We start from the raw sequence: 23,481 nt of genomic DNA on the forward strand, positions 1-23,481 counted from the left end.
GTAGGGTGTCGCATAAGCGTCACGACGCTGGTCGCGACTTGCGTTTTCTGTCACGGTTCGTCATCCCGCGCGGTCGCGGGCGTGGAGGTGTTCATGCGCGCTCACACTCGGGCTCTGAAGGTCGTCGCTCTCGCGCTCCTCGCCGCCTGTGGCTCTAGCGAGCCCCGGCCCGACCTCTTCGGCGACACGCCTCCGGGCAGCGGGACCTCGAGCCCCGAGGCGGGCGGCGGCGGCGGCGGCGGTTCGTTCGGCACCCCCTCCGAGGTCGGGCTCGTGGTCGAGCCGAGCAACGCCGTGCTCTTCATCGACACGGCCACCACCCCACCGACCCCTGCGACGCAGGCCTTCAAGGTGATCCGCAAGTCGAAGGAGGGCGACAAGGACGTCACAGCGGGCGCCGTCTTCTCGCTGGAGAAGCCCGAGCTCGGCAGCTTCAACGGCACCACGTTCACGTCGGTCGCCACGCTCCCTCCCGGGCCGCCCGGCATCACCACCGCCGTCGTCGCGAAGGCCGACGGCGGCTCCGCGGGCGCGCAGATTACGATCGTCCCCATCCGTCGGAGCTCCGATCAGCGCGACTTCTTCTTCATCGTGCCGTTCAACGAGGCTCCGAACCCGACGACCGACGTCCTCAAGTTCAAGACGAACATCCAGTCGGTCGATGTGGCCTTCGTGACCGACACCACGGGGTCGATGTCCTCGGAAATCAACGGCATTCGCTCCGCGCTCCAGGGCACCCTGCTCGCGCAGCTGCAGGCCGCCATCCCGTCGGTGGGCATGTCGATCATCTCCCACCGCGACGAGACCGACGGAGGAGAGCTCGTCCGCGTGCTCCAGACGATTACGCCGACCCTCACGCTCGCCCAGGCGGCGGCCGGCCGCCTCAGCGCGACGGGTGGTGGCGACGAGCCGGAGGGGCAGGTTCCGGCGATGTTCCACGTGCTCACCGGTCGGGCGGTGACGAGCGTCGCGGCCCACACCCCCCGGCGGGCACGACGGGCGGCGTGAACTTCCGCGCCGGGGCCGTGCCGGTCGTCGTGCTGATCACCGACGCGACCTGGCACGCGACCCGTGGTGGCGTCACCACCGCGCAGCTCAACACGGCGTTCACCACAGCGAACGCGCGCTTCGTCGCGCTCACGTCGGACCCCAACTCGAGCAACGAGTCGCAGGCGAACGCGCTCTCCGACGCCACGGCCTCGAACCTGCCGCCTGCCTCCTTCACGGGCTGCGCGGCCGGCCAGTGCTGCACGGGGGTGAACGGCGCGGCGCGCGCGCCCAGCGCCCCTGGCGGCCGCTGCCGCCTGAACTTCCGATACGCGAAGACCTCGCCGAACATCGGGCAGGGCGTGGTGAACGCCATCAAGGCCATCGCCGTCGGCTCCACCTACGACGTGGTGGTGCGGCCCCGCAACGACCCGGCGAACGGCACCGTGGACGCCACCCAGTTCATCAAGGCCCTCCGCGCCAAGGACGAGGGTGACGCCTCGCAGGGCTGCCCCGCGCACGCGGCGAAGGACACGAACGGCGACGGTATCAAGGACACGTTCACCGCGGTGACGGTCGGCACGCCCGTGTGCTTCGAGGTCATCCCGCAGACGAACACGACCGTCGAGCCCAAGGGCGAAGCCCAGTTCTACAACGCGTTCCTCGACGTGGTCGGTGTCCCCGGCGACATCAAGCTCGACCAGCGCAAGGTGCTGTTCCTCGTGCCGCCGAAGGCTGCGGTCACGAAGTAGCGCGCCGCGCGGGGCTTCGGCTGAAAATAACTGCGATGTCGAAGGGTTAGCGAAGTACGACGAGCTTCAAGTAACGACCCTCCGGGAACGCCGGGAGGGAGGGGTGGTCGGCCGGCGGCCCGAACGCGTCGACCACCCGAAGGTCGGCGCGACCGAGCGCGTCGTCGTCCAGCGTGCCTAGGAACGCCTCCAAGCCGATGTGGCTGGAGCACGAGGCGGCGCAAAATACGCCGCCTGGGCGGAGCACGGCCGCGGCTGCACCGTGCAAGGTCCGGTACGCGCTGAGCGCGCGTGCGACGGCCTTCTCGCTCGGGGCGAAGCTCGGCGGGTCGGAGATCACGATGTCCCAGGAGAGCCCCTTCTTCTTCGCGTCCGCCAGGTAGGCGTACACGTCGGCGGCGACGAAGGCGTGGCCGGAGAGCCCGACCCCGGCTGCTTTGAAGCTCGCCTGCGCGGTCTTGTGCGCGAGCGGGGCGACGTCGACGCTGGTCGTGTGCGCGCCCTCGAGTGCCGCGTGGAGTGAGAAGCCGCCCGCGTAAGAGAACAGGTTGAGCACGCGCACCGGCGGCGCGCCTCGCCGTCGAAGGCTGGCGGCGAGCTGGCCGACCCGCGCGCGGTTCTCCCGCTGGTCCAGGAACGCGCCGGTCTTCTGTCCCTCGGCCAGGTCGACCTCGAAGGGCACGCCGTGCTCCGTGACCGCGACGCGCGCGGGCGGCGGATCGCCGAACAGCACCTCGGTGCGCGGCGCCTCGGCGCGGCGGGATCGCGCCGACTGGCGGCTCACGAGGGTGGTCACTCCGGTCCCGAGCAGCTCGTCGCGCAGCGTCGCGGCGTGCCGGTCGGCGAGCACCGCGGCCGCGTCGCCGTCGGTCCGCAGCACCGCGACCTCCCCGTAGCGATCGAGGACGAGGCCCGGCGTCCGGTCGCCCTCGCCGTGGAGCAGGCGGTACGCGGTGGTGCGGCCGTCGCGAAAGAGCGCCCGGCGCAGATCGAACGCCGCGCGGAGGCGCGAAGCGACGAGCGCCTCGTCGACGGGGGTCGGGCCCCACACGCGCACCGCCAGCGGCGACGACGCGTCGTACACCCCGTAGCCGAGCGTGCGCCCCGTGTCGTCGACGAGGGTCGCGGCCGCTCCGGTGGTCGCCTCGCCCTGCGCGCGGAGGATCGCTTCGCGAAAGACCCACGGGTGCCCGCGGCGAACGGGATCGTGTGCGCGGCGGTGCAAGGTAAGGACGAGGCTCACGCGACCGCACACTAGTACTGCTGGCCTTGCCTTCGAACAGAATCCAAGGGTGAGGGCCCGCGGCGTCGTGCAAATGGTGGCGCCCGCGCACATCCGTTGACGGGAGGGCCAACACGCGCGAAAAGGCACTTGTCCGTGTCCATGAGCGAGGGGCGTCTCGAGGAAGAATGAGCAAGAAGGGTCGAGCGAGCCGTCCACCTGGCGCAAGCCAGTCCACCCCGCCATCCGAGGCGGCGAGCGAGCCACGCGAGGCCCCGGCCGCGGGCGGCGACGCGAAGGGCGTGAAGGCCGCCACGTCGACCGATGCGAAGGCGAAGGACGCGAAGGCCGACGCGAAGGACGCGAAGACCGCGACGTCGACCGACGCGAACACCAAGGACACGAAGGCTGACGCGAAGCCGGCGCGGCCGGACGTGAAGGACCTGAAGCCCGCCACGCCGATCGACGCGAAGATGCAAGGCGCGAAGCCCGAGGTCAAGGACGCGAAGCCCGAGGTCAAGGACGCGAAACCCGAGGCCAAGGGCGCGAAAGACGCGAAAGACGCCACAGACGCGAAGGCCGACGCGAAGGACGCGAACGACGCGAACGACGCGAAGGACGCGACGACGCGAACGACGCGGACGACGCGGACGACGCGAACGACGCGAAGGACGCGGAGCAGGACGCAGCCGAAGCGAGGGACGCGGAGGACTCGGAGCCCGAGGGGGCTGACGCGAGCGGTGAGGCCGAGCCCGACGGGGCGCGCGACTCCATCGGGGCGGCCTTCTTCAGGGAGGGCACTCGCAAGTCGTCGCTGCCGCCCCCTCCTATCGAGGCCGACGCGGCCGACGATCGACGCGTGCGGCTGCGCGAAGACCCCGAGGTCCTGGCGCGCCGGGCGCGATCGCAGCGCTTGGTCCGGGGGATCGCGCTCGCGCTCGGCGTGGTGTTCTCCCTCGCGGTCGTCCGACGCCTGCTCGAGGAGCCCCCAGCGGCCCCCGCGCCGCCCGCGACCCCGGCGCACGCGCAGGCCGCCGTCAGCGCGCCGGCGCCCGTCGTGCCGAGCGCCGCCGTCAGCGCGGCGGCGGCGGTGAGCGCAGCTCCTGCGCCAAGCGCGTCCGCGGTCGACGCGGGGCCCGCCGACGCGGCCACGCAGCCCTCCACGACGCTTGACGCGGCCGCAGCCGACGCGGGGCCTGCGAAGGACGCCAAGGCGCTGAAGCGAGACGCGCAGCGCGCGCTGGACCGAGGGAAGTTCGCCGAGGCCATCCAGGCGGGCGAGGCGTCGGTCGCGGCCGATCCGACGGACGCGGAGGCGTGGCTGCTCCTGGGCGCCGCCTACGACAGCAAGGGGCGCGGGGCCGACGCGAGGCGAGCGTACCAATCGTGCGTCCAGCAAGGCAAGCGCGGGCCCACGGGCGAGTGCGCGGCCCTCCTCCGGTGAGGGCGCCACGGGTGCGACCAGAATCGCGGCGGTCGCCGCTTTTTCCGCGCATCCCCCAGGATTTTTTGCTAAGCCCCCACGCCTCCCTCTCGGAGCGTTCGAGCGCGATCTGCGCGGCTCCTATCGGGACCCATCGAGGAGAAGATTTGTCATGAGCGCCATGCCCAACGTCCAGGCCACGTCCCGCCCCGCTTCCGGAAAGGGTGCGGCTCGCCGCATTCGTTCGTCCGGAAACATCCCCGCCGTCGCGTACGGCAAGTCGCTCGCCGCCACGCCCATCGCCGTCGCGCCGAAGGACGTCCTGGCGATCCTCCGCAGCGAGGCCGGCAAGAACACCGTCATCAAGATGGCGATCGACAGCAAAGACCTGCTCGTGATGGTGAAGGAATACTCCTACCACCCGGTCACGCGCAGCCTGCTCCACGTCGACTTCGTCGAGGTGAAGCTCGACCAGTTGGTCGACACCGACGTGCCGGTCGTGGTGAAGGGGAAGGCCGCGGGCGTCGTCGCCGGTGGCATCCTCCGCCAGGTCTTCCGCACGCTGCCCGTGCGCTGCCTGCCCGACCGCATCCCTCTGCACGTCGAGGTCGACGTGACCGAGCTCAAGCTGAACGAGGCGATCGCCACGAAGGACCTCAGCCTCGCCGAGGGCGTCGCCGTCCGCTTCCCGGCTGAGCAGACCATCATCTCGGTGGTCGCGCCCGAGAAAGATCGCACCGAGGAGGCCGCCGCGGCCCCCGGCGCGCCCGCGAAGGGCGCACCCGCGAAGGACGCGAAGGCTGCCGCCGCTGCGCCCGCGAAGGACGCGAAGAAGAAGTAGCTCAGGCACGTGCTCGTCGTCGGCCTGGGCAACCCGGGGAAGAAGTACGAGAAGACCCGCCACAACGTGGGCTTCGTCGTGCTCGACGCGATCGCGAAGGACAACGGGCTCGAGGACTTCCGCGAGAAGTTCTCGGGCCTCTTTTCCAAGGGCAGCGTCTACGGCGCAGACGCCGTGCTGCTCAAGCCCCAGACCTTCATGAACCTGTCGGGCGACTCCGCGCAGCCCGCGATGGTCTTCCACAAGCGCGCGGTCGGCGACGTCATCGTCATCCACGACGAGCTCGACCTCCCGTTCGGCGAGGTCCGCGTGAAGGTCGGCGGCGGGCACGCGGGTCACAACGGCCTCCGCTCGCTCATCGCGCGCATGGGCAGCCCTGAGTTCGTGCGCGTCCGCGTGGGTGTGGGTCGCCCGCCCGCCGCCTTCGCCGGGGACGTGGCCGACTACGTGCTGAGCGACTTCGCCCCGGACGAGCGCGCCGCGCTGCCCGGGATCGTCGAGCAGGCTCGTCGGGCGGTCGAGCGCGTCATGCGTGAAGGCGCGCTCGCGGCGATGGGCGCGGTGAACGCCAAGGCACCTCCGCGAAACGGAAGACGAGGCGAGGCGTGACGCACGCGGCGCGGAGCTAACGCCCGCAGGTCATCGCCCGCGAAACGTCGCCTTGCGCTTCTCGGTGAACGCGGCGAAGCCTTCCTTGGCGTCGTTCGAGCGGAACAGCTCCGCCTGCAGCTCGCGCTCGAGCGCGAGGCCCTGCTCCAGGCCGCCCTCGAGACCCGACTGCACGGCCCGCTTGATACGACCGACCGCGAGCGGTGCGCCGGTAGGGGGGCAGAAACGCCGGCCGTAGGCGACCACCTGCTTGATGAACGCCTCGTTCGACTCGGCCTCGAACACCTTGTTGACGATGCCCGCGAGCAGCGCGTCGTCGACGCCGAGCTTGGTCCCTTCGATCATGTACTCGATCGCCTTCGAGCGACCGACGAGGCGACCGAGGCGCTGAGTGCCGCCGGTCCCGGGGAGCACGCCGAGCAGGGCCTCGGGGAGGCCGATTTGCAGATCGCCGGCGCGGGCGATGCGGAGGTCGCACGCGAGGGCGACCTCGAGCCCGCCGCCGATCGCGTGTCCGTTGATCGCCGCGATGCAGAGCTTGGGCGTCTGCTCGAGGCGAGAGAGGGTCTCGTTCGCGTGGAGGCAGAAGTAGTACTTGAAGGTCGCGTCCGCCTCTTGGAGCATGTTGACGTTCGCGCCCGCCGAGAACGCCTTGTCGCCGTGCCCCGTGAGCACGATGACGTGCACGTCGTTGTCGAAGCGCGCCTCGAGGATGCACGCGTCGAGCTCCTTCAGCATCTCGTAGCTGTACGAGTTCACGGGCGGATCGTTCAGCGTCATCAGCGCGACGCCCTTGTCCGTGGAGTAGTTGACCAGCGCTCCCATGTGTCGTGCTCTCCCCGCCTCGATTGGCGCAGCTGCGCGTCGCGCGAGGCTCGACCTCGGCGTCCGCCTTCCGTCGACGCCGGTTGTATCCCGAACACCCCGGCGCTGACCAGCGCCAGCGGACGGGCCCGCGCGCGCGCGCTACCTTCGGATTGAACTCGTGAAGTCGAGGCACTAGGGTGCCCGAGGCCATGGATCTCGCACCCTTGAAGCAGGAAGTGAAGGAGCTCATCGTCCGCGAGCTGAACCTCGAGGGGCGGGTGCCGAGCTCCATCGAGGACGACGCGCCGCTGTTCGGAGAGGGCCTCGGCCTCGACTCGCTCGACGCCCTTCAGCTCGCCATGAGCCTTGAAGAGAGCTTCGGCGTGCCCATCCCCGAGGGCCCCGAGGCCCGCAGCATCTTCCGCTCGGTGACCGGCATCGCCGAGCACATCGCGAAGGGTCGCCCTTCCCCCAGCTCGTGAATCCCGGAGACCCGCAGGGCGGCGAGCTCGAGCCCGACGGCAGCGACGAGGACTCTCGGATCGCCGTGTCGGGCGTGGGCGTCGTCTCGGCGCTCGGTGGCACGGCGGAGGCCACGTGGGAGGGGATCCTCGCGGGCCGGCGCGGCGTTCGCGAGCTCACGCTGTTCAACGCCACGGGGCACCGCTCGACCCTCGCCGCCGAGGTGGCGGGCATCGGGAGCCGCCCCGACGACTCGTGGTCGCGGACGGCCGAGATGGGCCTCATGGCGGCGGGTGAGGCGGCGCGCTCCGCCGATCTCCGGGGAGCTCGCGCCGCGGGGCTGCGCATCGGCCTCGTCGTCGGCGCGACCACCGGGGGCATGTTCGAGACCGAGTCGCTCCTCGCGCTCCTCGCCGACCCCAAAGAGCGCGAAACCACCAAAGACGACGCCTGGCGTCGGCTGCTGTCGAACCCCATAAGCTCCACCACGGCCTGGATCGATCGGGAGGTTGGGCCCTTCGCCCGCACGCGCACCCTGTCGAGCGCGTGCTCCAGCGGCGCGAACGCCCTGGCCGTGGCCGCCGACTGGCTGCTCCTCGACGTGGTGGATGTGGTGCTGGCAGGCGGCGCCGACGGCCTCTGCAGGCTCACGCAGGCGGGCTTCGGCGCGCTCGCCGCCTGCGATCCGTCGCCGTGCCGCCCCTTCGACGTTCGCCGCCGCGGCCTGAACCTCGGGGAGGGGGCGGGCTTCCTGGTCCTGGAGCGGGCGAGCACGGCGCGCCGCCGTGGGGTAAAGGTCAGATGTATTCTGGCGGGCTGGGCGCTCGGCTCCGAGGGCCACCACATCACGAACCCCGAGCCAACGGGCAACACCCCCGCGCGCTTGCTCACCGAGGCGCTGCGTCGGGCGGGGCTCGGGCTGGCCAGCCTCGGCTACGTGAACGCGCACGGCACGGCGACGCCCCTGAACGACGCGATGGAGGCGGCCGGGCTCGCGGCCGCCCTCGGCGAGCGCCTCGGCGAGGTCCCCGTGTCGAGCTCGAAGGCCCAGCTCGGGCACACGCTCGCCGCTGCGGGCGCCATCGAGGCGGTCCTCACGACCCTCGTGCTCCGCGACGGCGTCCTCCCGCCCACCGTCGGCCTCGAGGAGATCGATCCTGCTTGCCCGCTGCGGCACGTCCTCGTCGCCGAGCGGGCGGAGGTGTCGGTCGCGGCGTCGAGCTCGTTCGGCTTCGGTGGCATGGACACGGTCGTGGTCTTCGCTTCCGACCGTCGCGCCTCGGCGCCGGCGCGTGCGCTCCAGGAGGTCGTGGTGGTTGGCGCTGCGGCGCTCACGCCGCGCGGATTTCGCGAGGGTCGCGCGACCCACGAGCTCCTCGACGCGCCCATCGCCGGCGCGCGCGCGGTGACCCTCGATCCGGCGTGGCTCGATCCGGCGCGCGCGCGTCGCCTAGACAGGCTCTCGCGCCTCGTCACGGTCGTCGCGGAGCGCGCGCTCGTGGGCACGCCGCGCTTCGCCGAGGCGCACTCCGGGCGCGTGGGGTTGCTCGTCGGTAACGCGTGGGGCAACCTCGACGCCTCCGCGGGCTTCATGCGGCGTGTCTTCGACAAGGGGCCGCGGCTGGCGAGCCCCGCGGAGTTCCCGAACCTCGTGCCCAGCTCGCCCGTCGGGCACGCGAGCGTCTACCTCGGCCTCACGGGCCCGGCGTTCTCGCTCTGCGACTTTGCCGCCAGCGGCGAGGCGTGCTTCCTCCAGGGCTTCGAGATGGTGGCGTCCAGTGAGGTCGAGAGCGTGTGCGTGGGCGGCGTCGAGGAGGCGAGCGACATCGTCGAGAACGTCCTGTCTCGCGTGTTTCGCGATCCGAGCGAGCGCCCGCAGCGCGCGGAGGGCGCGGCCGCGTGCACCCTCACCAGCGCGCGCGTCGCAGCGGAGCGAGGACTGCCGGTGCTCGCGCGGGTGCTGAGCGCCACCGCGTTCCGCGCCGGGCCGGGCGCCCTCGCCGCGACCGACATCGAGGTGCCTGTCGACGGGTCCCTCGTCCTCGCGCGGACCGAGGCGCTCGGGGCTGCGGTGGTCGCCGGCACTGCGTGGGCCGCGTGCCCCTGCCTCGCGACCGAGGGCGCCACCGGAGCTCACGAGTCGGCCGGGGCGATCACGCTGGCCGCCGCGGTCGGCTTCGTCGCCAGCGGGCTGTACCCGCGCGTGCTGGTCGTCGGCGAGGCGGGGTCGAACGGCTACGCCGTGGTGCTCGGGTGAGCCCCCGCCGGTCCGCCGCCGCGCGGGCCGCGTCGGTCGCGTTCTTCGTCGTCGCCACGGGCTGCGGCGGCGCAGCGGGCCCCGATCTGACCCGCCTCCCGCGCGTGTCGCAACGCGACTGGGACCGCGCCCGGGCCTCGCTCGCGGCCGCCCGGGCCGAGCTCCCCCGCGCGCCCTACACGCTCGTCGTGTCGGTGGAGATGCGAGAACCTCGCACGGGGCGTACTTTTTCGGCGCGCGGCGGCCTGGCGGTGCTGCCTGGGAAGAGCGTGCGCTTGCAGCTGCTCGGCCCGGGCGGCGCGACCGCCCTCGACGCCTGGCTCACGCGCGAGCGCTTTCGTTTCGACGTGCCTGCGGCCGACATCCACAAGCGCGGCCGCGTCGACGGGCCCGACGCCGAGGGGCTGCCCGTCGCGTTCTTTCGCTTCTGGTTCCTTTCGCAGCTCGATGGGCGCCTCCTGTTCGGCAAACCTACGCGCGAGGGAGTCTACCTGGTGCTCCGCGACGGCGCGGCGACCGTCGAGATGTTCCGCGCCTCGCGGGGCGGCAGGGTCGAGGCGGAGCGCACCGTCGGCGGCCAGACCGAAGAGCTCTCGGTCGACGCGTGGGCCGCGAGGCCGAGCGCCGGCGACCGCGCCCTCTACCGTGCGCGCGGCGGCGTGAGCGCGAGCGTCGTCATCGAGTCCATCGGCGACGAGGTGCCGGACCTCGCGGCGTTCGAGGAGCCGCTGTGACCGCGATCGTGGCCTTTGGCGCCGTCTCCGCGCTCGGCGAGGGGCGGGCCGCCTTCGCCGTGGACGCGCTGGACACTCCGCCGCGGGTCGCCGTTGCGCGCGACGACGAGCTCGGGGCCGCGGGACTCGCCCGGCCGTACGTCGCGCGCGTCCGGGGCGTGACCGCGGGCTTGGGTCCCGGCTCGGCGCCCTCTCCAGGCGGCGACGACGAGCGGGCGCTCGTGATCCTCGACAAGGCCGCAGACGGCTGCGCAGCCGGGCTCGACGCGCGGATGCCCGGCTGGCGCGGGCTCCGCGTGGGGCTCGCGCTCGGCACCTCAAGCGGAGGCCTTCGCACCTGCGAAGCCCTCTTCGGTTCGGCCGAGGCCGACTTCGCGCGGCTCGCCGCGCCGGGCACCTTCACGTACTTCGCAGGGCTCGGGCGCCTCACCGCGCGGCTCGGGCTCCCGACGTGCCGCGCGACGCTCGTCCTTGGCGCGTGCGCATCGAGCACCCTCGCGCTCGGCCTCGCCGGCGCCTGGCTCGACGAGGACGCGTGCGATCTGGTGCTCGCCGGAGGCTACGACGCGGCCTCTGTGTTCGTCGCGGCGGGCTTCGAGGCGCTCCGCGCGACCTCGCGCTCGGGCGTCATGCGCCCGTTCACGGCCGAGCGCGATGGACTCGTCCTAGGCGAAGGGGCCGCGCTCGTCGCCCTCGTCGCGTCGCCGCTTCCGTTGGGCCAGCGCGGGCACGTCTTCGGGTACGTGCGGGGCTTTGGCGCGACCGCCGACGCGGTGCACCTCACGGCGCCTGATCGCAACGGCGGTGGCCTCGCGCGGGCGGCGACCGCCGCGTTGCGGGGCTCCGGCCTGGAGCCCGGCGACATCGGCATCGTGAGCGCACACGGGACGGCGACCGACTTCAACGACGCCGCGGAGTCCCGCGCGATCGACGCGGCGCTCGGCCCGGCCGCGGCCGCCGCGACCCTGCACGGCTTCAAGGCGCAGATCGGCCACACCCTCGGCGCGGCGGGCGCGCTCGAGTCGCTCGCCTGCCTCGACGCGCTGTCTCGTGGGCTCGCGCCGGCCTCGGCCGGCGACGGGACCCTCATGGAAGGGCTCTCTCCTCGGCGCCTCGCGGTCGCCGGGCCCTCGACGGCGCGGAGCGCGCTGAAGCTCTCCGCGGCCTTCGGCGGCGCGAACGCGAGCCTCGTGCTCTCGCTCGATCCTCCGACCGCCGCGCGTCCGCGGGCGACGCGGCGCGTGTTCGCGACCCGCGCCGTGCACGTGGATCGCGAGCCCACACTCGAGGAGCTGTGCGCTCGCTCGGGCACGCTCGAGAAGCTCTCGCGCACCGACCGCGTGACGAGGCTCACCCTCGGGGCGCTGGCGGCGCTCTCCGACGCCGAGGGGCCCCTCGAAGGCGCGGGCATCGTCGTCGCGCAGGGCCTCGCGGCGCACGAGACCAACGCGCTTTACTGGGACACGGTGAAGCGCCGGGGTGCGCGGTTCGCCGAGCCTCGCCGCTTCCCGTTCACGTCGCCGAACGCGCCGTGCGGCGAGTGCGCGATCGCGTTTCATCTGACGGGCCCCGGGTTCGCGGTCGGCCTCGGCTCCGCGGCCGGCATCGAGGCGCTCTCGGTCGCCGCCACGCTCGTCCGCGCGGGCCACGCCGAGCGCATGGTCGTCGTCGCCGTCGACGACGTGGGCCCCGCGTCCGCTCCGAGCATGAGTGGCCCGAGCGGCGCGGTCGCGCTTGTCGTCACCGCCGAGGCAGACTGGACCGAGGTGCTCTCCGCCGAGGTGTGGGCGTGTGCGCTCCCGGGCGCCCCGCGCGCGCCCCTCTCACCCGCGCACGTCGCCCTCTTGCCGCTCGCGGCCACCGCGCCCGCGGATTGCCTGGAATGCGGGCCCTCCTGGGGAGTTTTTGGTAAGGTCCGCCTCCGCGCCGCCGGCCGCGGCCTCCGTCAGGAATGAGACGGGCACTCCCGAGGTTACCCACCGCCATGCGCTCTCACGCCACTCTCGCCGCCCGCGTCGTCGCGCTCGCCGCCCTCTCCCTAGGATCCCTGGGGTCGCTCGGCTGCACGAAGACGATGATCCCGAACACCGACGTCGAGGACACCTCCGACAACCGCAAGGTGGTGAGCTTCTGCGAGGAGTACCGGCACGGCGTCGAGGAGAAGAACGTGGGCCTTCTCCTGAAGCTCGCGAGCCAGCGGTACTTCGAGGACGGCGGCAACGCGAACGCCGAAGACGACATCGATTTCGTGGGCTTGAAGGACTACCTCACCACGACCTTCATGAAGACCCAGGCCATCCGGTACGAGGTCCGCTACCGGAAGATCTCCACGTCCGAGAACAATCGCGTGTTGGTCGACTTCACCTACGCCGCGAGCTTCCGACTGCCCGGCGTGAAGCAAGAGGAGTGGCGGCACACCGTCGCGGAGAACCGCCTCGAGCTCGTCAAAGAGGGTGAGTCCTACAAGATCCTGTCGGGAATGTAGCCGGCGTGGCCCCCAAGCCGTTCGTGATCGCGCACGTGTCCGATCTGCACGTGTCGACCTTTGGAGACACCTTCCACGACCGGCTGCGAGTGGTCCCGCGCAGCAAACAACCCGCCGACGTCGCCCCCTCGAGCTGGGAGCCGGTGTGGACCTGGGCGGGGTGGCGGGTGCTGCGAAAGCGTGGCAAAAAGGCGCATGATATTCGGCTGATAGACCCTGAGGGTTACGCCCACCCGGTGCCGTCGTCGCGGGCCTCGAAGGCGATCGAGCCCGTCGACCGCGCGATCGAGGTGGCCTCGCGGCTCGAGGCGCGCCTCGCGCGCACGCTTGCGGCGTCGCCGCCCCCGGTGGCCACCCTCGCGCGGCTCGCCGAGGAGACCCCAAAGAACACCAACCTGCGGATCCTTCAGGCCGCCGAGGCGATCGGCCCCGACGTCGACGCGGTGGTCATCACCGGCGATCTCACGGACAACGGCGCGGGCTACGAGCTCATCACCGCCGCGTTCGCGCGGTTCCACGCGCGGGGCATGCTGTTCGCCGTGCCCGGAAACCACGACCTCTACATGTTTCCGCTGCAGGGGAGCGTGCGGCCGAAGCCGTCGCCTGGGTCGAAGCGCGCGGCGTGGCGCTCGTTCGCAGAGGGGCTCGGCACGCCGCTGCACGAGTCGGGCGCGTGGTCGCGCTACCTCCCCGAGGCGTCCACGGTGCTCGTCGGCTTCGACTCCTGCGCGCGCCCCCAGCGCCGCTTCTTCCGGCACAACGGCGCCATCGGGCCCGCGCAGTCGGCGTTTCTGCGGTCTCTCGCGACGACGCCCGAATTTCGATCCGCGCGCCACCGCGTCGCGCTGTTGCATCACCACGTGGTGCCGCTGCCGCACGGAGTCGGTCGCGGCGCGCCGAGCGAGTTCGGCATGCGTCTCGACGACGCCACCGAGGCCGCCGCTCTCTTCGACGAGGTGGGCGTCACGTGTGTGCTCCACGGCCACCGCCACGTGAGCGAGGAGCGCCGCCCGGCCGGCGCGCGCTTCCGCATTTTCGCGTGCCCGTCGCTCACCCTCGGATGTCGAAGCGGCGACGGGCCGTCCTACTGGCGGCTCGAGCTCGGCGAGCGCGCGCACGGCGAGCGTGTCTACACGGGCACGCAGGCCGTCGCGGGCGAGTCGGTGCTCGATCTCCAGGCCGTCGCGGGCGACGGCAACACGGCTGACGAGCCCTGACGAGCGCCTGCGCTACTTCTTCCCGGAGTCGGGCTGCGCGATCGGCGGAGGGGGCGCGGTGGTCGAGGTCGGCTCGGGCGCGGCGCCCTCGGCGCTCGGAATGATGAACGCGCAGCCAGGCGCGCGCTGCGGCTCGCGCACGACGTCGCACGAGCTCGTGCTCACGGCGTCCACGCAGGACTTTCGCTGCGGAAGGGTGGGCTCGACCCCCGACTGAATGCCGTGCAGGCAAGCGTCCAAGTAGAAGCGCTCGCACGCGGCGGTGGGGTCGCCGGCGGGGCGAGGGTAGTCGAGCGGGAGACCGCACTCGACGGCGCGTCTGCACCGCGCGGCCTCGATCTCGCGGCACGCGTCGATGCCGACGGCGTCGGTCCCGCACGCGGCACCGCCGATCGCGCCGGCGAGCCCCGACACGACCGAGAGCGTGGCGATGAGCGAAGCGCGGGGCAGGGCCAAGACGGACGCCATGAGGTACGCCTACTACGGCTACCGCCACGAACCCAAGAAGCTTGCGTTCATGGACGGGCCGCGCGTCGCGCGGTAGGAGGTCGCATGCTCCCCGCGCTCGTGCTCGCCGCTGGCCTCGGCACGCGGCTCCGTCCTCTCACCGAGTCGACGCCCAAGGCGGGCGTGCCCATCGGCGACCGCCCCGCGCTCCACCACGTCGTCGCGGGCCTGCGCGGGTGCTCGCCGGTCGTGGTCAACGCGTTTCACCACGCGGACGTCGTGCTCGAGCTCGCCGCGATCGCGGGCGCCGTCGGCGTGCGCGAAGCGTCGCTCCTCGGCACCGCGGGCGGCCTCCGCAACGCCGCGGCCGCCCTCGGCCCGGGCCCGGTGCTGGTGTGGAACGCGGACATCCAGTCGAGCCTCGCGGCCTCGTCGGTGATCGAGGCGCACACCGCGGAGCCCTCCGCGCTCGCCACCCTGGCGGTCGCCCTGCGCGCCGAGGGCTCGATCGGCGAGGGGACGGTCGGCGTCGATCGCGCCGGTCGCGTCGCGCGGCTGCGCGGTGAGCGCTTCGGGGAAGAGGTGCGCGGCGCGGACTTCGTCGGGGTCCACGTCGTGGGGCCCCAGCTTCGCGAAGCACTTCCTGAAGTGGGGTGCCTCGTGGGCGACGTGTACCTGCCCAGGCTCCGTGCGGGAGGCACGCTCGCGACCCACGCGACCGATGCGCGGTTCGTCGACGTCGGCACGCTGGCGAGCTACCTCGCGGCGAACCTCGTGTGGCTCGAGGCGCGTGGCCTCGCGAGCTTCTGCGCGCCGAGCGCCGAGGTGAGGGCTGACGTGCGGCGGAGCGTGGTGGGCGAGGGCGCCCAGGTCGACGCACCCATCGAGGAGTGCGTCGTGTGGCCCGGGGCCCACGTCACCGAAGCGCGGCGCCGCTCGATCGTCACGAAGACGTCCGTGATATCTGCGGAGTAGAGCTGGATATCCGCGGGATCTCCTAGGCGCGGCGGCGCGGCCCCTCCGGGCGGCCGCTCACGCGGGTCCGCCGAGTCGGCGCGTCCGGTGCGACAGCGCTGACCGCGGCCGGCGCGGGATCCTTCTCCGGCCGCGGCGACGGGGCCGGGCTCGAGTCGAGGCCGGCGCCCTTCAGCACGAGCTTCACCTCCCGCACGAGGCGCTCGGCCAGCCCGGCGTGTCGGTGTCGCGGCAGCTCGAGCACCTCCGCTCCAAGCGTGAACACGATCGCCACGATGGCCTCGGCGGCGAGGAGCACGTCGTCGGTGGGCTGCCCCAGCTCCTTCGCCTGCGCCTCGAGGTCCTCGCTCAGCTCCGCGACGAACCGGTCGATCTCTCCGTGCAGCGCGCTGCGGAACGCCGTCGAGCCCCCGAGCCGTTCGCCGAGCAAGAGCCGAAAGAGATGCGGCTTGCGGTGCACGTAGTCCATGAACGCCGCGATCGACGCCTTGGTGCGGCCGTCAGCGGCGTTGAAGCGGCTCCGCGCCTCGCGCACGAGCTGGCGCAGCGTCATTCCCACCTCGTCGACCAGCACGAGCCCTAGCTCGTCCATGTCCCGGAAGTGCCGGTAGAAGCCGGTCGCTGTGATACCGGACGCCTTCGCGATCTCGCGGAGGCTCAGCGCCGCGAAGCCGCGCGCTGCGCTCAGCTCGAGCGCCGCGTCGATGAGCTTCCTGCGGGTGCGCTCTTTCTGTTCGAGCCGGGTCACGGCGCCGCGCCGGGTCGGGTCTTGCGCGTCTCGGTGTACAGGTGTACACCGAAACTGTCTCGACATCGGAAGGTGCTCATCGTGCTCTACCTCGCGCTCTGCCTGGCCGTCTTCGTGGCAGCCTACCTGCTCAATATCTTCTACATCACGGTGCTCTACCACCGAGGACTCACGCACGGCGCCGTCAAGCTACGCCCGTTCACTCGGTTTCTGGCGGTGCACACCGGCAGCTGGGTGACCGGCCTCGACCCCAAGGGCTGGAGCTGCATGCACAGGCTCCACCACCTGCACTCGGACACGCCGGAGGACCCCCACAGCCCGAGCCACAACGGGCTCATCGAGCTCATGCTCGTGCAGCTCCGCTCGTACAATCGCATCCTCGTGCGCCTCATCAAGGGCTCGGCAGCCGAGACCGCCCTCGTGAAGGATCTCGACTTCCCCGTCAGCTGGCTCAACCGGCGCGGTCTCTGGAGCCTCCCGTACGCGCTGCACCTGTCGATCACCGTCGCCATCGGCGTCTTCGGCCACGCGTGGCTGCTCGGCGCCGCGTATTACTTCGGAATGCTCTCGCACCCCATCCAGGGCTGGATGGTGAACGCGCTCGCGCACAGGTTCGGCTACCGGAGCTTCGACACGTCGGACGACTCGCGAAACAACACCTTCGTCGCGCTCCTCGTGTTCGGCGAGGGCTACCAGAACAACCACCATCACGCGCCTCGCAGCGCGAACTTCGCGGCGAAGGCCGGCGAGCTCGATCTCGGGTATCTCCTGTGTCGCGTCGCGGAGAAGGTGGGCCTCATCGAGATCGTGCCGACGCCCGCTCCGCTGGCCGAGCCCGTGGCCGACGCGCCGTAGGCTCGGTGGTGTTCGCGTCCTCGCCACGACCGGCCGCGCGCGGAAGTGGTACGGTCTCGCGCATGTTCCGGCGCGTCCTGGGTGGGCTCGAGCGCACCGTCGGTGGGGCCCAATACCATGCAGTGTCACGAGCAGCGCGCGCCTACGCGGGCTTGCGCCTCGAGGTGGCCGTCGTCGATGGCGTGCGCGTGCCCTACTACCGGCGCACCTCCCGCGACGGCCGGGCGCCGCTCGTGCTCGTGCACGGATTCGGAGGCGACAAGGAGAGCTGGCTCCTGCTCGCGGGGTCGCTCGGCCGCGATCGCGGGCTCGTCATTCCCGACCTCCCGGGCCATGGCGCCGCCGACGGGATCCCGCGGGAGCGAGCGTCGGCGCGGGCGCAGGCCGCGGTCGTGGCGGCCGTGCTAGCGCACGCCGGCGTGGGGCGGGCTCACCTCGTGGGCAACTCGATGGGCGGCGGCGTCGCGCTCCGCTTCGCCCACGACTTCCCGGAGCAGACCGCGTCGATGACGCTCATCGGGTCCGTGGGCCCGATCGTCGAGCGGAGCGAGGTCGGCGAGGCGATCGATCGCGGCGAGAATCCGCTCCTCACCCGCGGCCCCGACGATCTGAACCGGCTCCTGCGCCTCGTCGCCGAGCGGCTGCCGCCGAGCACGCGCGCGATGCGTCGCTATCTGGGGACCGAGCGCTGGAAGCGCGCCCCCGCGCTGGCCGAGCTCTTCGAGGGGTGGGTGGATCCCGCCGCGGGCGACGGCGTGCCGACCGCGCTCGGCGCCCTCGACGCCCCCGCGCTCGTCATCCACGGCGGCAAGGACCGCGTGATCCACCCGTCGACCGGCAAGGCGCTGGCCGAGGGGCTCGCGCGCGCGAAGCACGTCCCGATGGCTTCGCTGGGCCACGTGCCCCAGCTCGAAGATCCGCGAGGCGTCGCCAAGGAGCTCGAAGGCTTCCTGGCGTCGCTGCCTTAGCGCTTGCGAGGCGCGGCGAGCCGAGACCGTGGCGGTGGGCGCCGCCCTGGCCCGCGTGGCGGTCGGCCGTCACGGCTTCGCGGGCGTGGAGAGCTTCTCGAGCGCCGCCGAGAGCTCCTCGACGCGCTTGGCCTCGTCCTTGGTCGCGCTCTCTTCGGCCGCCTTCAGCTTCGTGAGGCGGTCCTCGGCGGCCACGACGCGCACGACGAACGGGTGGGTCTTGTCCTTCTCCGCGGTGAGCGCCTTCAGGTCCTCCCGCAGTCTCGTGAGCTCGGCCGTCGCGCGGTTCACGTCCTCGCGGGCCTTCGTCTTCGCGACACGCGCGAGCTCGACGGGCTTGGCCTTCGCGGTGGCTTCGGTCAGCACCTGGCGCTCGAAGGGCGAGAGCCCCACCTGTCGCGACAGATCCTCGAGCGCCGTCGCGTTCAAGTTCGCGAGCGCGGTGCGGGAGACGAGGCCCTCGACAGTGGTGACCGCGCGCGACACGGTCTTCTTCGGCGAGAGGTCGAAGACCCCGATCGGCAGGTTCTTCTCGGTGTCGTAGTCGACGCGGTCCGCGCCCTCGACCCGGCCGTTGTTCGCGACGTGGAAGCCGACGGCGACCTGCCGCGGTCGCCCCGAGTCGTTCTTGAGCACGTAGTCCCCTCGCACCGTGCGCAGATAGTGCTGCTCGAGCCTGCCCGTGCGCGCGTCGAACACGACCTTCTGGGTGGCGTCGGTCGTCTTCAGGTTCTTGCGCGACACCTCCACGTCGAGGTCGTCGGCGAACGTGATGAACCGGCGCTCGCCGGGGCGAAGGCGGCCGACGGCCGACTCCCCCGCGAAGCCGCCGTCCGCGAAGAAGGCGATGACGCCGGGCGGGAGGGTTTGCTTGGTCTGGTTCACGAAGCGCACGCCGGCCCGCGGCGACGTGCCTCGATCGTCGACGTACGTGATGGCGACCGCGTCGAGGGGGGCGCCGACGAAAGGGACAAGCGCCGAGCTGCGCGCGGCGAGATCGAGGCCCTGCTTCAGCACGTAGCGGAAGAGCGCGCCGCCCTCGATGACGTCGGCCTGCGCCGTCTTCGCGAGGTTCCCCACGTCGAGCAGAGAGCTCGCACCCGAGCCGGAGCCGTACCCGGTGCCCGAGCCGTGGCCGACCGTGCCGATGCTCCCGAGCCCGACGCCCTCGCCTCGCCCACCTCCGCCCTCGCCGACGCCGCTGAGGCCGAGCCCGCTGGCGCCGAACGACTCCTCGAGGTGATCGCCCCACATCCGATCGGCGGAGTTGTCGAGCAGCTGGGGCACGGTGGAGGCGGGGTTGTCTGGGGTGCGCAGCTCGCGCCTCGCGTAGCGCGGCGCCGCCATGGGGAAGAGGAACGAGTCGGGCTGGCCGTTGACGAGCTCGACATGAACCCCCTGCCAGCGCTCGTCCGTGTCGTTGTGAATGAGCGCCCAGCCCTGCAAGAACGCCTTGTTGTCGGCGCCAAGGACGAGCCGGTACGTGGTCCGCCAGATGGGGGCCTCGGCCAGGTACCCGAGCGTGACGGGGCCATCGCTCGAGGCGAGCACCTCGAGCAAGCGCGGGTTGCGCGCGCCCTGCGTCGACACGGCGTCGAGCGCTGTCCCGAGGCGCGCAAAGAAGGCAGGATCGGTGGGTCGGACGCCGACGATCACGTCGTCGGAGAAGCGCTGCAGCTCTCCGTCGTCGGTCAGGACCAGCGCGACGAGGGTCGGCTCGTCCGAGGCCTTGGTCTCCTCGGCCTTCTCCTTTCCGGCGGCATCCTTCTCGCGGGGCGGGCGGGGCGCGCGCGGCGCGTCGACGACGTCGACCAGGCGCCCCGACGTGGGCGCGCCGTGTCGGGTGGTCACGACGACGTGTGCGCCGCGCATGGTGCCGAGGAGCGCGCGGAAGGTGAGGGGGCTGCCGTCGGCGGCGGGCAGCCCCGCGAGTGAGCGGGCCATTCCGGGCGTGACGCTGCTCGGGAAGGCGAGCCCCGTGACCTCCGCCTTTCCGCCCTTCGAGAGCACGACGAGGGTCTTCAGCGCGTCGTCGAGGTGCCCGGGCGGCACGGGGAGCGACGTCCTCCCACCCGCCACGCCCTCGCGCTCGAAGTAGCCGACGCCCACCTCGTAGAGCCGCAGGCTCTTGAGCGGAAGAATGGGCACGCCGCCGCCCGGGCTGCGTGCATCGGTGGTGGGCGCGCACGCCGCGAGCGAGGCGAGGAGCGGCGCGAGCGCGAGGGCGGAGGCGAGGCGGGAGGCGAGGCGGGAGCCGGGCGGGGAACCTGAGTGCATGGGGGGCCTTTCGGGGCAGCGTAGACGTCGCGGCGGCGCGGAAGTTCCCGGCACACCGCGCGAGGCGCGCGCCCTGGAGAGCACCGATCCGGTGGAAAGCCTAGGGGCGGAAGATCTCGATCTCCCGCGCCCCTCCGAAGAGCGCGGCGCTGGCCGTGGGCAGCGTCACGAGCGACGCGCTCGCGCGCGGCACCCGGAGCGTGAGCTCTTTGGCGGTGGCGCCGCTCACGGCCACCACGTGGATCGCGCCCTGCGCGTCGGTCCCGGCGAGGAGCGCCGTCGTGCCGCCCGCGTCGGGCCCGGGCACGGTGAGCGCCGTCGCGTTCGCGAGGGTGAGGCCGCCTGCCCCCTCGAGGGGTGTGAGGGCGCACGCCGCCGCGCATGCGACGTCGGCCACGCGCAGCGCGCCGGCGGCCACGGCCACGCGCGAGGCGTCGAGTCGAACGATGGCCACACCGCGCGCGGCCTCGGGCGGGAACGCGAGCGGCGCGCCCACGAGCGCCGCCGGCGCGAGCACCTCGAGGCCCGCCGCCGTCGCGCTCCCGCCCGCCACCACCACGCCGCGCCCGTCCATCCAGGCGGCGCCGGCGCCGAGCCGGGGGCTCGCCAAGCTCACGAAGGAGAGCGCGCCGTCCAGCGCGACCCGCAACACCTTCGCGGTCGGCTCGCCTGCGCGGCGGGTGCCCCCGACGACGAACGCCGCGCCGTCGCTCGCGTGCACGCCGAGGCCGCCGGCGACCTCCGCGAAGGTGCCCCCCGCGGGCGCCGCGAGCGGCGTCGTGGACCGATCCGCGAAGTCGAAGACGACCGCCTCGTCGGCGATGAGGAGCGCGCGCGTGCCGAAAATCAGGATGGATTTGGGCGCGAAGGGGAGGGTGGGGGGGCTCGCCACGGGGGCGTAGTTCGCGAGGTCGTAGAGGGCGGTCCGCGCGCCCTCGATCCCCAAGAGGTAGCGCTGGGCGAGCAGCGCCGTCAGGGCAGCCGGAGGCGGCTCGGTGAACGGCGCGGGCATTCGGGCGAGCTCGCCGCGTCGCTGCACGAACACGCGCAGCGGCGTGGACTGCAGCGCGCCGAAGCGCACCGGCAGCGACTCGCCCGCGACGACGGTCACGCCGCGCGCGTCCTCGCCGCGCACGCGGAGGGCCCCGACGTCGTCCTTCGGGACCTCCCCGAGGTCGAGCGAGTCGGCGGGGAGGGTCACGCGGCCGAGCGCGAGCACGCCCCCGTCGGCCAGCGAGGCCTCGACCACGAGCGCGGCGACCTTCGGCTCGCGCGTCAGGACACCCTCCTCGAGGCCAGTGTCGAGCGTGACGACGCCCGTGGCCTGCGCCGCGCAGGCCGCGAGGAGAGCGCCCGCGCCCACGAGGACCCACCGGGGGCGCACGCTCGAGAGCTGGGCAGGTCGAGCCATCGCGCTCGGGACTACCACCTCGGGGGGCCACGGGGGAACCCGCCCGCGGGGCTGAAAATGTCGGCGAGCGCGCGCCCCCTGCGCTAGACACGCGGCTCTTCTACGAAAGTTGGCCCCGAGAGGTGCGCCTTGCTAGCGGGAGTGAAGTCCATGAGCGTCTCGAATCGTGTGAGAGCGGCGGTCGTCGCGGCCCTTTCGGGTCTGGCAGCGGAGGGCAGGCTCGGCGAGCGCGGCCCCGCCGCGGTCGCGTCGGTCGACTTCGTCGTCGAGCGCCCCAAGCGCCCCGAGCACGGCGACTTCGCGACGAACGTGGCGATGGTGCTCACGAAGCGCGTAGGCATGCCGCCTCGGGCCATCGCGGAGCTCCTCGCCGCGCGCCTCGGTGGCGGCGAGGTCGTCCGCTCCGCGGAGCTCGCGGGCCCGGGCTTCGTCAACCTTCGCCTCGCGCCTGCACCCTTCCACGACGCCCTCGTGGAGATCCTCACCGAGGGCAGGGCCTTCGGGCGCGCCCCCGCGGCGTCGGGCGAGCGCGTCGACCTCGAGTTCGTCAGCTCGAACCCCACGGGCCCGCTCGTGGTCGCGAGCGCGCGCAACGCGGTGCTCGGCGACGCCACGGCGCGGGTCCTCGAGTCGCGCGGCCACCGGGTGACGCGCGAGTACTACATCAACGATTTCGGAAATCAGGTCGGGCTCTTCGCCGACAGCGTGCGCGCCGTCCACGAGGGGCGCGAGCTCGGCGAAGAGCTCTACAAGGGCGCCTACGTCCACGACATCGCCCGCTACCTGGCCGCGCATCGTCCCGAGGTGCTCACCCAGGACCGGGTCGAGCTGTCGCGCGCGTGCGTGGCGCTCATGCTCCGCGGCGTGCCGGGCGTGCCCACCATGCCGGGCATCCGCAAGACCCTCGCGGCGCTCGGCGTCCACTTCGACGTGTGGTTCAGCGAAGAGTCGCTGCACAGGTGGGGCGCGGTCGACGGGGCCCTCGAGACGCTCCGCGCGGGCGGCTACCTCGTCGACAAGGACGGGGCGACCTTCTTCCGCAACGACGACGCCGGCTCGACCGACGACAAGGAGCGCGTCGTCAAGAAGTCGGACGGTGCGTATACGTACTTCGCGAGTGATATCGCATACTTCGCAGACAAGGTCTCGCGCGGCTACGACCGCCTGCTGATCGTGCTCGGCGTCGACCATCATGGGTACGTCGCGCGCATCCGGAACGCGCTCGACGCGCTGGGGCTGCCGGCCGACCGCTTCGAGGCGCTGCTCTACCAGCTCGTGTACATCCTGCGCGACGGCGAGGTCGTGAAGTCGTCGAAGCGCGCCGGGAACATCGTGACCGCCGACGAGGTGATGGACGAGATCGACGAGGCGGCCGGGCGCGTCGGCGCCGGGAGTGACGCGCTCCGGTTTTTCTTCTTGTCGCGCGCCCACACTTCGCAGGTCGACTTCGACATCGAGATCGCGAAGAAGAAGAGCCTCGACAACCCCGTCTTCTACGTCCAGTACGGGCACGCGCGGCTCTGCAGCATCCTCAAGCGCGCCGAGGAGCAGGGGCTCGCGACGCCGACCCGGATCACTCGCGAACAGCTCGCGAAGCTCGTTCACCCGGACGAGCTCGCCCTCACCGCGAAGGTGAGCGAGCTCGGCGCCGTGCTCGAGGACGCCGCGAGGCACCGCGAGCCGCACCGGGTGCTGTTCTACGTGCAGGAGCTCGCCCGCGACTTCCAGAGCTATTTCTCGCGCCTCAAGGGCGAGAACGACACCATCCTCCCCCAGGCCTCGGTGCGCGCGGTGGCGGGCTGGGAAGAGCGCTGGGACCACGACAAGACCCGCGCGCGGCTCGCGTGGATCGTCGCCGTGCGCTACGTCTACGCGGAGGCCCTCGCGGTGCTGGGCATCAGCGCGCCCGAGCGTATGGACCGACCGGCGAGCGACCCGAGCGACCCGAACGGCACGAGCGACGAGCTAGACGACCGCGACTGAGCGCGCAGAGGCGCACGCAAG

General features: G+C 72.4%; 21 protein-coding genes. 15 read left to right on the forward strand and 6 right to left on the reverse strand.

What is annotated here, in order from left to right; genetic code table 11:
- Nucleotides 1–93: 93 nt before the first annotated feature.
- Both IPQ09_04345 and IPQ09_04350 read left to right on the forward strand, forming a co-directional pair.
- The gene (locus IPQ09_04345) at nucleotides 94–1,008 is read left to right on the forward strand and encodes a hypothetical protein (protein MBL0193449.1); all 915 of its coding nucleotides are present in this window, start codon (nucleotides 94–96) and stop codon (nucleotides 1,006–1,008) included.
- The gene (locus tag IPQ09_04350; protein MBL0193450.1) at nucleotides 1,005–1,739 is read left to right on the forward strand and encodes a hypothetical protein; all 735 of its coding nucleotides are present in this window, start codon (nucleotides 1,005–1,007) and stop codon (nucleotides 1,737–1,739) included. Before IPQ09_04345 ends, IPQ09_04350 begins: the two co-directional genes overlap by 4 nt.
- Before the next feature lie 46 nt (nucleotides 1,740–1,785).
- Here IPQ09_04350 and IPQ09_04355 read toward each other — a convergent pair whose 3' ends face one another.
- On the reverse strand, nucleotides 1,786–2,982 hold the full coding sequence (locus tag IPQ09_04355) for a class I SAM-dependent rRNA methyltransferase (GenBank protein ID MBL0193451.1): 1,197 nt from the start codon (nucleotides 2,980–2,982) through the stop codon (nucleotides 1,786–1,788).
- Between the two features lie 838 nt (nucleotides 2,983–3,820).
- On the opposite strand from IPQ09_04355, the gene IPQ09_04360 reads away from it, so the two are divergent.
- The 3 genes from IPQ09_04360 to IPQ09_04370 all read left to right on the forward strand — a co-directional run bounded on the left by IPQ09_04360 (nucleotide 3,821) and on the right by IPQ09_04370 (nucleotide 5,834).
- Nucleotides 3,821–4,405: a tetratricopeptide repeat protein gene (locus tag IPQ09_04360; protein ID MBL0193452.1), complete on the forward strand. Its 585-nt coding sequence runs from the start codon at nucleotides 3,821–3,823 to the stop codon at nucleotides 4,403–4,405.
- A 160-nt stretch (nucleotides 4,406–4,565) separates the two neighbouring features.
- Nucleotides 4,566–5,225, forward strand: a complete 660-nt coding sequence (locus IPQ09_04365) for a 50S ribosomal protein L25 (GenBank protein ID MBL0193453.1) — start codon at nucleotides 4,566–4,568, stop codon at nucleotides 5,223–5,225.
- Nucleotides 5,226–5,234: 9 nt separating this feature from the next.
- Entirely contained in the window at nucleotides 5,235–5,834 is a 600-nt protein-coding gene (locus tag IPQ09_04370) for an aminoacyl-tRNA hydrolase (GenBank protein MBL0193454.1), read from the forward strand.
- 30 nt (nucleotides 5,835–5,864) lie between these two features.
- Here the strand turns inward: IPQ09_04370 and IPQ09_04375 are convergent, their stop codons facing one another.
- Complete coding sequence (locus tag IPQ09_04375) at nucleotides 5,865–6,659, reverse strand: enoyl-CoA hydratase/isomerase family protein (GenBank protein ID MBL0193455.1); 795 nt, start codon at nucleotides 6,657–6,659, stop codon at nucleotides 5,865–5,867.
- A gap of 191 nt (nucleotides 6,660–6,850) precedes the next feature.
- Here IPQ09_04375 and IPQ09_04380 point away from each other — a divergent pair, with 191 nt between their 5' ends.
- The 6 genes from IPQ09_04380 to IPQ09_04405 all read left to right on the forward strand — a co-directional run bounded on the left by IPQ09_04380 (nucleotide 6,851) and on the right by IPQ09_04405 (nucleotide 13,796).
- On the forward strand, nucleotides 6,851–7,123 hold the full coding sequence (locus tag IPQ09_04380; protein ID MBL0193456.1) for a hypothetical protein: 273 nt from the start codon (nucleotides 6,851–6,853) through the stop codon (nucleotides 7,121–7,123).
- Nucleotides 7,120–9,360, forward strand: a complete 2,241-nt coding sequence (locus tag IPQ09_04385) for a 3-oxoacyl-ACP synthase (GenBank protein ID MBL0193457.1) — start codon at nucleotides 7,120–7,122, stop codon at nucleotides 9,358–9,360. Before IPQ09_04380 ends, IPQ09_04385 begins: the two co-directional genes overlap by 4 nt.
- Nucleotides 9,357–10,094, forward strand: coding sequence for a hypothetical protein (locus IPQ09_04390; GenBank protein ID MBL0193458.1), 738 nt, complete (start codon nucleotides 9,357–9,359; stop codon nucleotides 10,092–10,094). The genes IPQ09_04385 and IPQ09_04390 overlap by 4 nt, the downstream gene beginning before the upstream one ends.
- A complete protein-coding gene (locus tag IPQ09_04395; protein MBL0193459.1) occupies nucleotides 10,091–12,049 on the forward strand; it encodes a 3-oxoacyl-ACP synthase in 1,959 nt (652 codons plus the stop codon). Before IPQ09_04390 ends, IPQ09_04395 begins: the two co-directional genes overlap by 4 nt.
- A 119-nt stretch (nucleotides 12,050–12,168) precedes the next feature.
- Nucleotides 12,169–12,579, forward strand: a complete 411-nt coding sequence (locus IPQ09_04400) for a hypothetical protein (protein ID MBL0193460.1) — start codon at nucleotides 12,169–12,171, stop codon at nucleotides 12,577–12,579.
- Between the two features lie 5 nt (nucleotides 12,580–12,584).
- Nucleotides 12,585–13,796 carry a metallophosphoesterase gene (locus IPQ09_04405; GenBank protein ID MBL0193461.1) on the forward strand — a complete coding sequence of 404 codons (1,212 nt, stop codon included), beginning with the start codon at nucleotides 12,585–12,587 and terminating at the stop codon, nucleotides 13,794–13,796.
- Nucleotides 13,797–13,808: 12 nt separating this feature from the next.
- Here IPQ09_04405 and IPQ09_04410 read toward each other — a convergent pair whose 3' ends face one another.
- On the reverse strand, nucleotides 13,809–14,264 hold the full coding sequence (locus IPQ09_04410) for a hypothetical protein (GenBank protein ID MBL0193462.1): 456 nt from the start codon (nucleotides 14,262–14,264) through the stop codon (nucleotides 13,809–13,811).
- A gap of 84 nt (nucleotides 14,265–14,348) precedes the next feature.
- On the opposite strand from IPQ09_04410, the gene IPQ09_04415 reads away from it, so the two are divergent.
- Entirely contained in the window at nucleotides 14,349–15,218 is an 870-nt protein-coding gene (locus tag IPQ09_04415; GenBank protein ID MBL0193463.1) for an NTP transferase domain-containing protein, read from the forward strand.
- 22 nt (nucleotides 15,219–15,240) lie between these two features.
- On the opposite strand, the gene fabR is transcribed toward IPQ09_04415, so the two are convergent.
- The gene (gene fabR / locus IPQ09_04420; GenBank protein MBL0193464.1) at nucleotides 15,241–16,032 is read right to left on the reverse strand and encodes an HTH-type transcriptional repressor FabR; all 792 of its coding nucleotides are present in this window, start codon (nucleotides 16,030–16,032) and stop codon (nucleotides 15,241–15,243) included.
- A gap of 15 nt (nucleotides 16,033–16,047) precedes the next feature.
- On the opposite strand from fabR, the gene IPQ09_04425 reads away from it, so the two are divergent.
- Nucleotides 16,048–16,821: an acyl-CoA desaturase gene (locus IPQ09_04425; protein ID MBL0193465.1), complete on the forward strand. Its 774-nt coding sequence runs from the start codon at nucleotides 16,048–16,050 to the stop codon at nucleotides 16,819–16,821.
- A gap of 62 nt (nucleotides 16,822–16,883) precedes the next feature.
- Nucleotides 16,884–17,789 carry an alpha/beta fold hydrolase gene (locus IPQ09_04430; GenBank protein ID MBL0193466.1) on the forward strand — a complete coding sequence of 302 codons (906 nt, stop codon included), beginning with the start codon at nucleotides 16,884–16,886 and terminating at the stop codon, nucleotides 17,787–17,789.
- 69 nt (nucleotides 17,790–17,858) lie between these two features.
- On the opposite strand, the gene IPQ09_04435 is transcribed toward IPQ09_04430, so the two are convergent.
- Both IPQ09_04435 and IPQ09_04440 read right to left on the reverse strand, forming a co-directional pair.
- Complete coding sequence (locus IPQ09_04435; GenBank protein ID MBL0193467.1) at nucleotides 17,859–20,066, reverse strand: hypothetical protein; 2,208 nt, start codon at nucleotides 20,064–20,066, stop codon at nucleotides 17,859–17,861.
- A gap of 100 nt (nucleotides 20,067–20,166) precedes the next feature.
- Nucleotides 20,167–21,477, reverse strand: a complete 1,311-nt coding sequence (locus IPQ09_04440) for a hypothetical protein (GenBank protein MBL0193468.1) — start codon at nucleotides 21,475–21,477, stop codon at nucleotides 20,167–20,169.
- Between the two features lie 150 nt (nucleotides 21,478–21,627).
- Between IPQ09_04440 and IPQ09_04445 the strand changes: the two genes are divergently transcribed.
- Nucleotides 21,628–23,460, forward strand: coding sequence for an arginine--tRNA ligase (locus IPQ09_04445; protein MBL0193469.1), 1,833 nt, complete (start codon nucleotides 21,628–21,630; stop codon nucleotides 23,458–23,460).
- Nucleotides 23,461–23,481 lie beyond the last annotated feature (21 nt).

This window comes from Myxococcales bacterium (assembly GCA_016720545.1).
Classification (GTDB): domain Bacteria; phylum Myxococcota_A; class Polyangia; order Polyangiales; family Polyangiaceae; genus JAAFHV01.

Excerpts from the sequence above, each read along its gene's own strand:
- IPQ09_04345 (MBL0193449.1), top strand. The coding sequence starts at position 94 with ATGCGCGCTCACACTCGGGCTCTGAAGGTCGTCGCTCTCGCGCTCCTC.
- IPQ09_04365 (MBL0193453.1), top strand. The coding sequence starts at position 4,566 with ATGCCCAACGTCCAGGCCACGTCCCGCCCCGCTTCCGGAAAGGGTGCG.
- IPQ09_04375 (MBL0193455.1), bottom strand. The coding sequence starts at position 6,659 with ATGGGAGCGCTGGTCAACTACTCCACGGACAAGGGCGTCGCGCTGATG.
- IPQ09_04380 (MBL0193456.1), top strand. The coding sequence starts at position 6,851 with ATGGATCTCGCACCCTTGAAGCAGGAAGTGAAGGAGCTCATCGTCCGC.
- IPQ09_04400 (MBL0193460.1), top strand. The coding sequence starts at position 12,169 with ATGATCCCGAACACCGACGTCGAGGACACCTCCGACAACCGCAAGGTG.
- IPQ09_04410 (MBL0193462.1), bottom strand. The coding sequence starts at position 14,264 with ATGGCGTCCGTCTTGGCCCTGCCCCGCGCTTCGCTCATCGCCACGCTC.
- IPQ09_04415 (MBL0193463.1), top strand. The coding sequence starts at position 14,349 with ATGCTCCCCGCGCTCGTGCTCGCCGCTGGCCTCGGCACGCGGCTCCGT.
- fabR (MBL0193464.1), bottom strand. The coding sequence starts at position 16,032 with ATGTCGAGACAGTTTCGGTGTACACCTGTACACCGAGACGCGCAAGAC.
- IPQ09_04430 (MBL0193466.1), top strand. The coding sequence starts at position 16,884 with ATGTTCCGGCGCGTCCTGGGTGGGCTCGAGCGCACCGTCGGTGGGGCC.
- IPQ09_04435 (MBL0193467.1), bottom strand. The coding sequence starts at position 20,066 with ATGCACTCAGGTTCCCCGCCCGGCTCCCGCCTCGCCTCCCGCCTCGCC.
- IPQ09_04440 (MBL0193468.1), bottom strand. The coding sequence starts at position 21,477 with ATGGCTCGACCTGCCCAGCTCTCGAGCGTGCGCCCCCGGTGGGTCCTC.
- IPQ09_04445 (MBL0193469.1), top strand. The coding sequence starts at position 21,628 with ATGAGCGTCTCGAATCGTGTGAGAGCGGCGGTCGTCGCGGCCCTTTCG.